The sequence below is a fragment of the Bradyrhizobium neotropicale genome, from assembly GCF_001641695.1.
In the GTDB taxonomy this organism is placed as follows: domain Bacteria; phylum Pseudomonadota; class Alphaproteobacteria; order Rhizobiales; family Xanthobacteraceae; genus Bradyrhizobium; species Bradyrhizobium neotropicale.
On record NZ_LSEF01000114.1, the window covers coordinates 23102 to 36017 of the forward strand.

Here is a 12916-nt window from a genome sequence, read left to right on the forward strand (position 1 = left end):
GGTCGCTTGCGAGCTCACTCCTATCGGGGGTGCAATGCGTCCGGTCGAGAGCGCTTCCTGTCGCGGCGATCCCGCTTCCGGCGTCAGCTGCGATACCAGCTTGCCAGATTCCAGGTGGTGACGTCCCACCCGGAGATGTCGGCCATGAGGTTGTTGGCGCCAGCGCCGACGATGTTGCGCGAGAGGAGCGGTAGGAACACGTGGGCCTCGCAGAAGGTCTCGTCGACCTTGATCAGCAGTGCGGCGCGCCTGACCGGATCGAGCTCGCTCTGCGCGGCCTTGTAGGCCTTGTCGGCCTCGGGATCGGACCAGCGCGAGACGTTCCGGCCCAGCCACTTGTTGTCCTTGGTCGCTATCTCCCAGGAGACGCACTGGTTCAAAAACCGCTCCGGATCGGGCTGCGGCTGCGTCGTGTTGTACATCTCCATGTCGGCATAGAATTTCGAGTAAGTGTCGGGGTTGCCGACGTCCGACGAGAAGAACACCGACGCAGTGACTGACTTGAGCTCGATCTCGATCCCGGCGCGCTGGCAGGCCTGCTTGATGATGGCTTGCGTCTTCTGACGTGGAGCATTGGTCGAGGTCTGGAAGACGTATTTGAGCTTCTTGCCGTCCTTCTCGCGGATGCCGTCCGCGCCCGTCTTCCAGCCGGCCTCGTCGAGGATCTTGTTGGCCTTGTCGACGTCGAACGCGTATTTGAGCTTGCCCGACTTGAACTGCGCGGGCTGGTTGACGAAGCTCGCCGTCGCGACGCCGCCGCGGCCGTAGATGAATTTCTGGATCGCCTCGCGATCGATCAGGAGGTTGATCGCCTGGCGAACGGCGGGATCGGACAGCGTCGGGTGCCTGGTCTTGATGCTCGAACGCTCGCCGTCGACCTCGGTCCAGGGATCCGTCGTGTTGAGGATGATGAACTCGACGTTGCCGGATGGCGTGACGTCGACCTTGCCTTTTCCGCTGGCCTCCATGCGCTTGAGGACTTCCTCCTCCACCAGCAGGTTCCAGGCATAATCGTATTCGCCGGTCTGCAGCACGGCGCGCGCCGCGGAGACCGCGTCGCCGCCGCCCTTGACCTCGAGCGTGTCGAAATGCGGCTGGTTCCTGACGTGATAGTCGGGGTTGCGCTCGGCTCTGATCAAGTCGCCCGGTTTGAACTCGACGAACCTGTACGGCCCGGTGCCGACCGGCTTCAGATTGCCCGGCGCGTCGCGTGACTTCGCGCCGACATAGTCGCCGAAATGATGTTTTGGCAGGATCTGGCCGACCGAGCCGACGAAGGGGTCGGCCCAGAACGGCGTCGGATTCTTGAAGTTCACCTTGACGGTGTGGTCGTCGATCTTCTCGACGTTGATATCCTTGTAGGATCCTGTGGTGTACGCCGCAGTGGCGAGATCCGCGGCGTATGTCCAGGTAAAGACGACGTCGTCGGCGGTGAAGGGCTTGCCATCATGCCACTTCACGCCCTGCTTCAGCTTCCAGGTAACGCTCATGCCGCCCGCCGAGAGGCCACCGTTCTTCCTGGTCGGGACTTCAGCGGCGAGGCAGGGGATGAGGTTACCTTCCTTGTCCCAGCCGGCGAGCGGCTCGAAGAAGATGCGCGAGGCGATCTGATCCTTGGTGCCGAGCGCGAAATGTGGATTGAGCAGGGTGGGAGCCTGCCAGAGCAGGATCTTGAGCGGGCCGCCGCTGCCAGCTTTGGTCGGCTTGTATTGCAGCGTGGCATCCGCCATCGCCACGTCGTTCCAGATCAGGATCTGGCTCGCGACCGGCGCGGCGATTCCGATCGCAGCCACCCTCTGGATGAACGAGCGTCGCGATAGCGCGCCTTCCTTCACCTCCGCGATCAAACCGCGGATGTCGTCTTCGTTCATCGGATGACCTCCACCTTCTCAAAGAAAAAGTTGTCACCGGCTACAATTTACATGCACTCTAACTTGCGACGTCGGCCCCAGTGGAGTCAAAGGCAGTCTTCGACGTCAGCGCTCGATCCACACAGTCATCCCCGGCTCGAGATTTGCAGGCGACTTCTCGGGATCCAGGCGCAGGCGCAGCGTGTTGCGATCGTGATCGCCGATGACCCGTTCGGCCTGCCAGGTGGCGAACACGCCGAGCGGCCGCAGCTCGGTGACGACCGCCTTCGCGACGCCATCCGTCTCGTTCCGCACCACGCTCACCGTGTCGCTCATCGCGACGCGACCGAGGTGATCCTCGCGCACGTTGAATGAGAGCCATTGCCGGCCCGCGGCCTCGACCATCAGGATCGGTTGGCCGGCGCGGACGTTCTCGCCCACCTCCGCGGCAATGACGCTGACCGTGCCGTCAGCCGGGGCGCGCAGCACCATCTTGTCGAGCCGGCGCTCGAGCACGGTGACGGCTGCGGCCGCGGCCTGCACCTGCGCATCGGCAACGGCCCGCTCCTCCCGGGTCGGACCCGCCACCGCCGCATCGTAATTGGCCTGGGCCTCCGCGACGTCGGCACGTGCGGCCGCCACGTCGTTTTCGGCCTGGTCGAGCGTCTGCTGCGATTCGAAGCTCTGCCGGGCGAGCGTGCTGGTGCGTGTGAGCTGGGCCTGCACATAGTCGAGGCGGGCGTTCGCCTTGGCGATGGCGGCCCTCCGGGAATCGACCTGTTCGCGGCGGACGCCGGCATAGACGTTGTTGCGGCTTGCGACGGCAGACGCGAGCGCGGCACGCGCCTGGTCCGCCTGCGCCGTCAATTCCACTGCCGAGAGCCGCGCCACGACGTCGCCCTCCTTCACAGAGGCACCCTTCTCGACCGCGATCGAGACGAGCTGGCCGTTGACCTCCGGCTCGACCCTGACCTCAGTTGCGCGCACCACGCCGACGATGGCCGTGGACGGTGCCGAGTGGCGGATGACATAGAGCAGCGCTCCCGCAGCGACCAGCGCAAGCGGAATTGCGAGGAAGGCGGCAGGTCTAACGTTGCGCATGTCCCTGTCCTCTCTTGACGGCAAATGCCGAGATCACCGCGAGCGCAAAATAGCCGAGCGCCAGACTCCACAGGATCCGCCAGTCATGCGCGACCTCCCAGATGCTGGCCCCCATCTGGTTGATGCGCACGAGGCCATCGATCGCAGAGTCGGCCGGGAACAGCCGGCCGAACGCGAGGGCCACGTCGGGGATTGCTTCGCGCGGCCACGCAAAGCCGGCCAGGAAGAACTGCGGCAGGCTCGTCGCCAGTAGCAGGATGGTCGCGTTCTCGGGCCGCGTGAACCAGGCCCCGACAGCCTGTCCCATGAAGCTCGTCGCCAGCAGAAAGACAGTCGCCAGTGCGAGGATCTGCGGAAGATGGCCGAGCGTCGAAAAACCGTAGATGCGCGGCAGCACGATGACATAAAGTGCGAGGGCAGGAAGATAGATGGTCAAATGAGCGACGCCGCGGCCGAGCACGCCGGCAAACGCTCCGCCTCCCGCCGCCAGCGCGGTGCCGGTCAACATCGCCGCACCGATCAGCAGGGTCTGCTGCAGGATCAGGATGAATGCCGCCGGAACGACGTAGCTCGCATAACCGCCCACCGGGTTGAAGATCGGCTGCAGCAGAACATCGGCTGGGCTCGAACTCGCAAGCTTGGCCTTGACGAGGCTTCCATCCGAGCGCGCGCCGCGCGAAACGAGCTCGGACGTCAAGGTTCCGATCGCGGTGGCGATCCCGCTGGCGCTCGATCTGAAGACGAACAGATAGGTTGCATCAGCGTAGACAGGGATGTGGGCGGTGATGCCCTTGAGTACATCGCGCTCGGTGTTGGGCGGAATCTCGATGGCGGCAAAGGCCTGCCCGCGGTCGATTGCGATGCGCGCTTCGGCAAGCGTTCGGGCGCGAACCACGACACTCAAAGCACCGCTCGCATCCAGCGTCTCGACGATCTGCCGGCTGAGATCGCTGAGATCATTGTCGACGACTGCTATGGGAAGCTTGCGCAGGATCTGGTTCAGATAGGGTTGCGGATAATAGATGCCGTAGACCAGGGGCGCGAGAAACAGGATGCTGAAGGCACTCCGCGTTCCCAGTACCCGCCGCCATTCCGCCGTGAAGGCGCCGCCGATGCCGCGCGGTGTGTGGCTGACCTCGGAGGGCTCGGCAGGCCGCGCCGTTGCAAACCAGCCCCGGCGCGTAAGGCTCGCCATGCGCAGCAGCGCAAGACCGGCAAAGAGCAACGCCAGACCCGCAAGCGCCGCGAAGGGAATAGCGGAATCGGCGACCGGCAATCCCCGCGCCGCCTGTCCCAGCAGGACGGCCATATACCAGCGCAGCGGCAGGATCGCGCTCCAGGTGTGCGCAAAGGCATTCATGCCGATGGTGGGAAAGCCGACACCGGCATAGCCGAACGCGGGCGAGGCAATGAGGCCTGCAAGTCCGAGCCCGGTGGCGAGATCACCGACCAGAAGCTGGAGCAGAGCTCCGAGCGACAGATAGGCAATGATCAGCAGCGAAGCCGCAGCGATCATCAACGGCAGGTCGCCCCTGAAGGGGATATCCAGCACGCCCTCCAGGAACAGCGGCTCGGCCAGCATGACCAGGAAGAAGATGCAGAACAGCGGCGCGAGCTTGCCGGCCAGCGCGACGAGCGGATCGCCGCCGGCGCTCTCGAGCCAGGCCCGCGCGTCGCGACGGCGGAATTCGGAGCCGACGGAGTAGCCGGCGGCAAGCGTGATCACCACATGGATGATGGTTGGCAGCAGCGCGCGCAGCAGGAACTGCGCATAGTTCTTCTGCGGATTGACCAGTGCCATGGTCTCCGCCTTGAGCGCTCCCAAGGACGCCGGCGCAGGCGCAGCGCGACTGGCGGGAGCGGCCACGGCCGCCGCGGCGGAAAGCGAATCGCTGAGGCCCGAGGACGCGATGCCGGAGGGGGTCAGGAACTGCTGGTTATAGAATCCGACGACCTGCGGGCGCCGCGCGGCCTTCAGGTCGCGCTCGAAATCCGGCGGGATATAAACGGCCGAAATCGACTTCCCGGAGCGTATGTCCTCAACGGCCGTGGACAGCGTGCCGGACCGGTCGACGATCTTCAGGCTCGGAGATGCCGCGACATATTCCACAAGGGCGCGAGAGGCCTCCGACTTGTCTTCGTCGACGACCGTCACGCCGAGTCCGCGAATGACCGGGTGGCTGAAGACCGTCGTGAGGACCACGAATGCGAACAGCGGCACGCCGAAGATCAGCAGCAGCGCCACGCGATCACCGAGCAGCCAGCGGCACTCGCGCCGCGCGACCAGCCAGAATCCAGGCTTTGGCGCCGGCCTCATTGCCGCGACCGCCAATCGAGATAGGCGCTCATGCCCGGCCGTAGCTCGGGCACCGGCGTCACGGGATAGGCGCGGATCGAGAACGTGCGCAGATCGAAATCGCCGGAGGCGCGCGTGGCGCGCCAGCTCGCATACTCGCCCTTGGTAGCAATGAGCTTGACCTCGATCGTGACGCGGCGATCGTCGAGCGCGGGGATGCGAACGTCGAAACGGTCGCCGACCTTCAGGCTCTTGACGAGATCCTCGCGGAGATCGAAGTGAACCCAGACGTCGCCAAGGTCTATCAGGGTCACCAGCGGCACGCCGGGGGACACATATTCGCCCGGCTCGATGTTGCGTTGGTAGACCTGCGAGGCGACCGGCGCATAGACGACGAGCTGGTCGATGATGGATTGGACGCTCTGGATATCGGCATCGGCCTTTTCGACGTTTGCCTTTGCGATCGCGCGTTCTTCCTTCGTGTAGCCGTTGACTGCCTGCTCGTAGGCCGATTTGGCCTGATCGACCGCGCGCTCGCTTTCGTGCAGGGCATCGGTCACCTGGTCCAGGCGGGCCTGTGGCGCGTTGCCCTGCTCGGTCAGGGTCCGGGTGCGGTCGAAGGTCTTTTGCGCCAGCACCACCGCCGCCTGCGCGCGCTCCATCTCCGCCTTGCGCGCGGCGATGGTCTCCACGCGTGTTCCGACCAGAACGTTGACGAGCTGGGCGTCCGCAACGACCTTTGCCGCTCGCATCTGGTCGTGCTTCGCCAGTGTCTCGGGATTGTCGATCCGCACCAGGATGGCGCCCGCAGGGACATTCTGGCCACGCTGGACGGGGATTTCCTTGACCCTGCCGTCGACACGCGCGGCGATATCCAGCCGCGTCGCGTCGACCTCGCCCTGGACGAGCAGCGGCTCCGGCCGCAGCAGATAGAAGATGGAGAGCGCGGCGACGGCGGCTGCCACGATAGTGACAATGATGGCAGGTGCGCGCGTCGCATTGCGCGGGCTCTTCTTGGGTCCTTCGCTCGAAGCATCGGGCGTCGCTTGTATGTTCTCGTCGGAGGTCGGCATGTCCATATCCTGATCCCCTTGGCTCATCACCGGGATCGCCGCTTTCCATACCGTGTTTGTAAAGCCGCGTCCGACCCGATGGCTGGCGCCGGACAGCGCCACTCATCGAGGAAGAAAACTACCACGCGGTGCCGTAAACGCCTAGGATGGCTTCTCGCGGCCAACCTCCGGCATCTCCATTCTCCATCGTCTGGCTGGGCGCCACCTGAAGTGCGACCGAGAGATCGCTGTCCAGCGATCCAAACACCAGCACCGCCTCGCAGCTTGGAAGCTCTTGCTGCAATTGGGCTGGAATTGCGGTCTTGGCTGTCTCGATCCACGTGCGGTGCGCTGCTGCCAGCTCATTCGACGTGGTCTGACGATCAGTTTCGTCGGGCGGTCCAGTATCCGGAGCAACGCGCGGTGCCGGAATAGCCGCTCCAGCGTCCCTGGCCGGTGTTGCCGGACAGTCGGCCGGCGCCGGAGGCGTATTTGTCCTGAACGGTGACCGAGGCGCGGACCGCGCCGGATCTTGCGACGTAGCCTCTGAACCTGACCAGGTTCGGATGTGTCACGATCCCGTTGGAAATGTTGACGGAGAAGCTGTAGCTCGGATCGCATGCACCTCTCTGCGTCACAAAGACGAGGTCCCAGGCGCCGTCGTAGATCGAATGAGCCTCAGCGCTCGAGCTCAAGGCGACGAGACAAGCTGCCGCCGCCCAACAAACGCGCTTTTTCATCACGAGTTCTCCGAGGTTGGGGTTCCGTATTCCCCGCCACAGCCCTGACAGGCTGATTAGCCGAGGTATCTGATGTTGGGATTGTCGAGATTTCCGGGGCAAGCGCAAGCACGGCGACGAACATACGGTCCGGACACGCGGTCACAGCGATTTCTGGTACGCGGACGAGAAGCGTTCAAACAGCATGCGCGGGAGGATAAGTCCCACGGTCATGGCCATGATGATCAAAAAGGCGGTGACGCCGCTCGCCGCGATGGCCGTCAGCAGGGTCGCCGGCGCGCTCGGCCCGATTTCCACCAGCTCGACGAGGCCGGCCGCGGCGTTGAACAGGAAGAAGCCGGGCATCATCGAGACAACGGCGGAAAAGGCGAGGGCCGCAAAAGGCAGATGCAGGCGATCGGCGACCGGCGTGACGATGGTGCCGACCAGCATGCAGGCGACGAGCGCTCCGGTCCCGGCACTCTCGCCTGCGACGACGACCAGCGCCCAGCGTACGGCGTGCGCGAGCATGCCGACCGCGATTGGGAACGGCAGGAGACGCCACGGCATCGAGAAGAAGGTGCCAAAGGAGGCGACGGCGCATCCCGCCGCAATCACGTCGACGGCCAATGGCACGGGCGGGGCCGATCCGGCGGTCGCGAGCTTTGCGCCGACGGCTGCGAACCCAAACAGCAGCCCGGCGCAGACCAGGACCACGATGACGGCGGCATAGGCGAGACGCGCGACGCCCAGTGCCATGCGGGTACGGGCGAGATCGATGGCGCCGTTGAGGATATGCGGGCCGGGCACCAGCACCATGCAGGGACAGAAGGCAATCAGCGATATCGCAGTCGACAGGCCGAAGCGGCTTGCGGCTGCAGCAACGATACCTGCGATCAGCGCGGCGCAAAGTGGCTGGATCAGCGGGTTGGCGCTGAAGCCGGACAGCCAGCGCCGCACGAGCGCTCCAATCGCGGCGCTGGCCGCAATCAGCAGCAGGCTCGTCGCCTCGAGAGCGCCGAACAGGACGCCCAGCGAGGCCGCGCCGATTGCCACGAACAACGTGAAGCGCGTCGTGGAAGCCGGAGGCAGGCGACTTGCCGCGATCAGCGCAGAATGGGCTGCATCGGGCGGCAGCGTACCGTCACAGACCTGATCGATGACTGTCGTGACGGCCAACACCCTGCCCATGTCGACGCCAAGCGGCTTGGCAGCAACGATCTGCGAGATCGGCGTGCCTTCGATTTCGACGGTGATCTCGCCCCAGTAAGGTAGCACTCTGACGGTCAAGCCGAACGCGCGCCCGAGGCGCTCGGCGGCGGTGACCGTCCGTTCCGTGGTCTGCCCGTGAGCAAACAGCAGTGTCGCCGCCAGCGCGGTGGTCTTCAGTGCAGCCTCGCGGCGCGACGAATCCGGATTCGATGTTTCCATTTTGAGATCGGTCCTCGGCGTCGTTCGGCTGAATAGCCGGCTTCGAAGTATCCGCGATCTGTGCGATGCCGTCATCCCTGAGTTCCAGACATCGATGATCGGTTGCCCCACGGGAAAGCGCCTCATTATACTGTGTCCCGATGATTGCGACGAGGCGGGCCCGCACGCCGCTCCAGCGACAAAGGAACACGCGATGAACGAGACAATTGGCTTCCCCGATCCGGGCCTCGACCTGTCCGACGGCTTCAAGCCGCACACCTCGCACTGGGGCGTGTTCTCGGCGCGGAACAGCGAGGCCGGGCTCGAGGTCAGGCATTATGCGGGGGATCCCGATCCGAACGGCATCATCGACAATTTTCCCGGTGCGCTCCGCCACCAAGCGCGCATCGCGCAGCCGGCGATCCGCCGTGGCTGGCTCGAGCGCGGGCCCGGCCCGGACGATCGCCGCGGCCGCGATGAATTCGTCTCCGTCAGCTGGGAGAAGGCACTCGACCTTTTGGGCGACGAGCTGTCGCGCATCCGCGATACGCGCGGGCCCGGTGCCGTGTTCGGCGGCTCCTATGGCTGGTCGAGCGCGGGCCGCTTCCATCACGCCCAGAGCCAGGTTCACCGTTTCCTCAACATCGCGATGGGCGGCTATGTGCGCTCGGTCAACACCTATTCCTCGGGCGCGTCCTCGGTGCTGCTGCCCCAGATTTTGGCGGGCTACGAAGACATCACCAAGCGCAACGTCACGTGGGAGCAGATCGCGACCGAGAGCGAGATCGTGCTGGCATTCGGCGGTATGGCGCTGAAGAACTCCATGGTGGCGGGAGGCTCGATCAGCAAGCATGTCGAGCGCGGCGCCATGGCGGCTGCGCGCCGGCGCGGCTGCGAGTTCATTCTGGTCAGCCCGCTGCGCGAGGATCTTCCCGCGGAGGCCGGCGCCGAATGGATGACCTGCGTGCCTGGCACCGACACGGCCCTGATGCTCGGCATCGTCCACACGCTGGTCGCCGAAGGCCTGCACGATCAGGCTTTCCTCGATCGCTACACCGAGGGATGGCCGGTCTTCCTGCGCTATCTGACCGGCGAGAGCGATGGGCAAGCCAGGAGCGCCGAATGGGCCGCAACGATCTGCGGCGTCGACGCACAGACGATTCGAAAGCTCGCGTGTCGCCTTGCCGGCAAAAGGGCGCTCATCACCGTCTCGCATTCGCTCCAGCGCGCCGAGCATGGCGAGCAGCCGGTTTGGATGGGCATGGTGCTGGCGGCGGCGCTCGGCCAGATCGGCCTTCCAGGTGGCGGCTACGCCTATTCGCTCGGCGCGATCGGCTATTACGGTCGCCGTGTCAACGACGTGCCGGGGCCGACGCTCGGGCAGGGCCGCAATGGCGTCGCCGATTTCATTCCGGTGGCGCGTATCGCCGACATGCTGCTCAATCCCGGCGCCACCTATCGCTACAATGGAGAGACGCGTACTTATCCGGACATCCGTCTCGTCTATTGGGCGGGCGGCAATCCCTTCCATCATCACCAGGATATTAACCGTCTGCGCAAGGCCTTCGCCCGGCTCGATACGCTGGTCGTGCACGAACTCGCGTGGACCGCCACGGCGCGGCACGCCGACATCGTGCTGCCTTCGACAATGACGCTCGAGCGCGAGGACATCGGCTATTCCACCAACGATCCTCTCATGGTCGCCATGCACCAAATCGCCGAGCCGTTTGGGCTGGCGCGCGACGACTATGAGATCTTTGCCGATCTCGCCGAATGTCTCGGTGCTCGCGAGCCTTTCACCGAAGGCCGCACATCGCGGCAATGGCTGGCACATCTCTACGAGCCGACCCGAGCCTCGCTGGAGGCGCGCGGCCTTGAGGCACCGAGCTTCGAGGAGTTCTGGCAGCGCGGCAGCCTCGTCGTGCCGCAACAGCCCGATGACGGCGGCAGGCTGCGCCGCTTCCGCGACGATCCCGTCAATCATGCCCTGCCGACGCCGAGCGGACGCATCGAGATATTCTCTGCGAAGATCGCTGGCCATGGCGATGCGGACTGCCCGGGCCACCCGGTCTGGCTCGAGAAGACCGATGTGCCGAAGCCGGGTGCGCCGTGCTTCCTCGTTGCCAATCAGCCGGTGACGCGTCTGCACAGCCAGCTCGACTTCGGCGGACATTCGCTTCAAGCAAAACATCGCGGCCGCGAGGTCGCTCGCATGAATCCGTGCGATGCGGGCGCGCGCGGCATCAAGGATGGCGACATTATCCGCCTTTTCAACGAACGCGGCGCCTGCCTTGCCGCGGTGCATGTCACCGACGGCATAGCGCCCGGCATCGTGCAGTTGCCGACCGGCGCCTGGTACGATCCGATGGATCCCGAGGACGAGGCGCCGCTCTGCGTTCACGGTAATCCGAACGTTCTCACCCGTGACATCGGCACCTCATCCCTCGCGCAAGGCTGCACCGGTCAGCTCACCACGGTCGAGGTCGAGCGCTTCACCGGCAATCTGCCGCCGATCCGCGCCTTCGATCCGGTGTAGCGGATACGATGCGCCGCTTGTCGGAAGGAACGTTGATGAGTTGGTTCGGTGAAAATAAGCCGGTGCGGATCACCAACCGGGTGCGCGGACAGTTGCAGGTCGTGGCCTGTTCGCCGTTTCCTGACGCGGCCGGCGAGATGGTTCTCCATCCCAAATGCGAGATCGACGGCGTGATCACCGCAGAGCGACTCGCGGCAACTGCCGTGCGGTACAGCGGCTACGACGTGCCCAAGCCGAAATGGCCCCGCCCCGGATTGCTGCTCCCCGTCACCGTGGACCTCGCCGATCCCAACCGGTTCAGGATCGAATGGGATGAGGTGTCGACCGGGCGCAAGGCCGCCGAAGGGCTCGCCGCGAGTTTGCGCGGCGAGCAGCAAGCGTCGGGCGACCACGTATTTCCCCGCGCCTGGCGTGAGGTGGAGCATTCCGCCTCGTCGCCGACGCTGGTCAACGGCCTCACGCCGCAGCAGACGGAGATCGCGCTCGCCGGCGGTGCCGGCGCGCTCGGACTCGTTCCGACCACGGCAAAAGTGTTGTCTGCGCAGGAGGCAGGCCCGAGCAGCGCGCCGGGCGGGACATGGGACATAACTTTGCGAGTGAGCGACCCGAACGGTGGACCGCCCTGGCAGGCGGTGACGCGCATCTCCTTCAGTAGCCCTGAGCGCAGGGAAATGCGTACCACAACGGGTTGCGAATTGCCCGTCCTCGTCGACTCCGACAACCACAATCGCATCATCGTCGATATCCCGCGTGTGTCCTGAGTGGCGCGACCGTCGGCAACCGCGTGCCGACGCGCGCTTGCTTACGCCAAAATCGGCCAAGAGATGCCGCATGAGGTGATGCCCTTCGTCGATGCTGGCGGAGAGCCGGCGCTCATCGAGCTACGACAGCTTGCGGTGTAGGCGCGTGCAAAAGCTCAACGAGAGATGCGTGTATTTGCGTCCGAGGCGGTATCGGGAAAAAGTAGCAAGTGTGTGAACCGGCTCATATTTGAATCGACTCCTTTAGAACAAACATTCTCCCGTCTGATCGTCGTGCCCGGAGCAGCCTGCTCGCGCGCACGCCAATGCCGGCGACGCCTTTTGCTCACCCGCCGCACGGATATTTCGAAAGTTGGAATGTAGCGCATCGCGAATGGCGCCGGTCCCGCAGCCTCTTTCGGGCTCGGCCGGTAGGCAGCTACTTACTTAGTAGGAGTATCCCATGAAGATAAGCAATGCGGTCTTCAGCGCATTATCGGTAACAAAGCACAGCGGCAATCTTCGGATCCCCCGTTCCGGTCTGATCAAATCAGCCCATCTGCTTGAGAGGCTCGGCCTCGCAGCTGTTGGGGGCTCTTGCGGCCTCTACGTGGGTGCCATCCTGCTCCGTTACGAAAGCGGATTGTCAGAGAGCGGCTGGATCGTGTTGCTGACGATGCTCTACGGAGCCCTGAGCTACTATGTCGGGATCGATCTGGCCGGCAATAAGGCTCGGAAATCGAGTTTGAGCATCTCCGAAGAATGGGATGGCTCCGATGCGCCCGAGATCATCAGTGCAGCCGGAACGTTCGGCGCGGCGATTGCTGCAGCTCTGTCCGTCAGCATCATTGTCCTTGATCAATACGTCCCCAGCGGAGTGATCGCCGTTGTCGTCGGCTGTTGGTTCTTGGGGTCTTCGCTTCAAGTTGTCGCGGGCACCATGGCTCGCAACAATGACGCCGCCGACAAGAAGTCGTGAAAGCTGCGCTCACGATAAGGAGTTACGCAAGTGCATCGTGGCGTGAACGCAAGGCTACCTCATTGAGGTCGGCTCGCGGTCAGAAGCCGGAGACCGGCAATCATTCAACCTCGGTTGCCGGACGCTGCGCCGACAAGTTTGACGTTGCAACAGTACGCGTCGGCGAGTCCTGCTTGGAAGCGGCATCGGTACTGAGCAACCTATGTGGTTATGGTCACAAACAACGCGTGCCA

Annotated in this window: 9 protein-coding genes; 3 read left to right on the forward strand and 6 right to left on the reverse strand. The window is 64.5% G+C overall.

All coding sequences use genetic code 11. The annotated features are described in order from the left end of the window. Nucleotides 1-83: 83 nt before the first annotated feature. From AXW67_RS37115 to AXW67_RS37140, 6 genes are all read right to left on the reverse strand, one after another. Nucleotides 84-1871: a peptide ABC transporter substrate-binding protein gene (locus AXW67_RS37115; protein WP_063681894.1), complete on the reverse strand. Its 1788-nt coding sequence runs from the start codon at nucleotides 1869-1871 to the stop codon at nucleotides 84-86. Between the two features lie 105 nt (nucleotides 1872-1976). After that, on the reverse strand, nucleotides 1977-2951 hold the full coding sequence (locus AXW67_RS37120) for an HlyD family secretion protein (RefSeq protein ID WP_063681895.1): 975 nt from the start codon (nucleotides 2949-2951) through the stop codon (nucleotides 1977-1979). After that, nucleotides 2938-5268, reverse strand: coding sequence for an ABC transporter permease (locus AXW67_RS37125; RefSeq protein ID WP_027556557.1), 2331 nt, complete (start codon nucleotides 5266-5268; stop codon nucleotides 2938-2940). The genes AXW67_RS37120 and AXW67_RS37125 overlap by 14 nt, the downstream gene beginning before the upstream one ends. Further along, entirely contained in the window at nucleotides 5265-6320 is a 1056-nt protein-coding gene (locus tag AXW67_RS37130; RefSeq protein ID WP_245315843.1) for an HlyD family secretion protein, read from the reverse strand. The genes AXW67_RS37125 and AXW67_RS37130 overlap by 4 nt, the downstream gene beginning before the upstream one ends. Before the next feature lie 362 nt (nucleotides 6321-6682). After that, nucleotides 6683-7039, reverse strand: coding sequence for a hypothetical protein (locus tag AXW67_RS37135; RefSeq protein WP_035688195.1), 357 nt, complete (start codon nucleotides 7037-7039; stop codon nucleotides 6683-6685). A gap of 141 nt (nucleotides 7040-7180) precedes the next feature. Then, on the reverse strand, nucleotides 7181-8449 hold the full coding sequence (locus AXW67_RS37140; protein ID WP_082908174.1) for a threonine/serine exporter family protein: 1269 nt from the start codon (nucleotides 8447-8449) through the stop codon (nucleotides 7181-7183). 193 nt (nucleotides 8450-8642) lie between these two features. Here AXW67_RS37140 and AXW67_RS37145 point away from each other — a divergent pair, with 193 nt between their 5' ends. From AXW67_RS37145 to AXW67_RS37155, 3 genes are all read left to right on the forward strand, one after another. Further along, nucleotides 8643-10964: a molybdopterin guanine dinucleotide-containing S/N-oxide reductase gene (locus tag AXW67_RS37145; protein WP_063681897.1), complete on the forward strand. Its 2322-nt coding sequence runs from the start codon at nucleotides 8643-8645 to the stop codon at nucleotides 10962-10964. 17 nt (nucleotides 10965-10981) lie between these two features. Continuing rightward, a complete protein-coding gene (locus AXW67_RS37150; RefSeq protein ID WP_245315845.1) occupies nucleotides 10982-11725 on the forward strand; it encodes a hypothetical protein in 744 nt (247 codons plus the stop codon). A gap of 442 nt (nucleotides 11726-12167) precedes the next feature. Next, nucleotides 12168-12683, forward strand: a complete 516-nt coding sequence (locus tag AXW67_RS37155; RefSeq protein ID WP_027556563.1) for a hypothetical protein — start codon at nucleotides 12168-12170, stop codon at nucleotides 12681-12683. Nucleotides 12684-12916 lie beyond the last annotated feature (233 nt).

What these genes read in the sequence shown, in the direction of transcription:
- AXW67_RS37145 (WP_063681897.1), top strand. Translation starts at nt 8,643, where the DNA reads ATGAACGAGACAATTGGCTTCCCCGATCCGGGCCTCGACCTGTCCGAC.
- AXW67_RS37140 (WP_082908174.1), bottom strand. Translation starts at nt 8,449, where the DNA reads ATGGAAACATCGAATCCGGATTCGTCGCGCCGCGAGGCTGCACTGAAG.
- AXW67_RS37125 (WP_027556557.1), bottom strand. Translation starts at nt 5,268, where the DNA reads ATGAGGCCGGCGCCAAAGCCTGGATTCTGGCTGGTCGCGCGGCGCGAG.
- AXW67_RS37135 (WP_035688195.1), bottom strand. Translation starts at nt 7,039, where the DNA reads ATGAAAAAGCGCGTTTGTTGGGCGGCGGCAGCTTGTCTCGTCGCCTTG.
- AXW67_RS37155 (WP_027556563.1), top strand. Translation starts at nt 12,168, where the DNA reads ATGAAGATAAGCAATGCGGTCTTCAGCGCATTATCGGTAACAAAGCAC.
- AXW67_RS37120 (WP_063681895.1), bottom strand. Translation starts at nt 2,951, where the DNA reads ATGCGCAACGTTAGACCTGCCGCCTTCCTCGCAATTCCGCTTGCGCTG.
- AXW67_RS37130 (WP_245315843.1), bottom strand. Translation starts at nt 6,320, where the DNA reads ATGCCGACCTCCGACGAGAACATACAAGCGACGCCCGATGCTTCGAGC.
- AXW67_RS37115 (WP_063681894.1), bottom strand. Translation starts at nt 1,871, where the DNA reads ATGAACGAAGACGACATCCGCGGTTTGATCGCGGAGGTGAAGGAAGGC.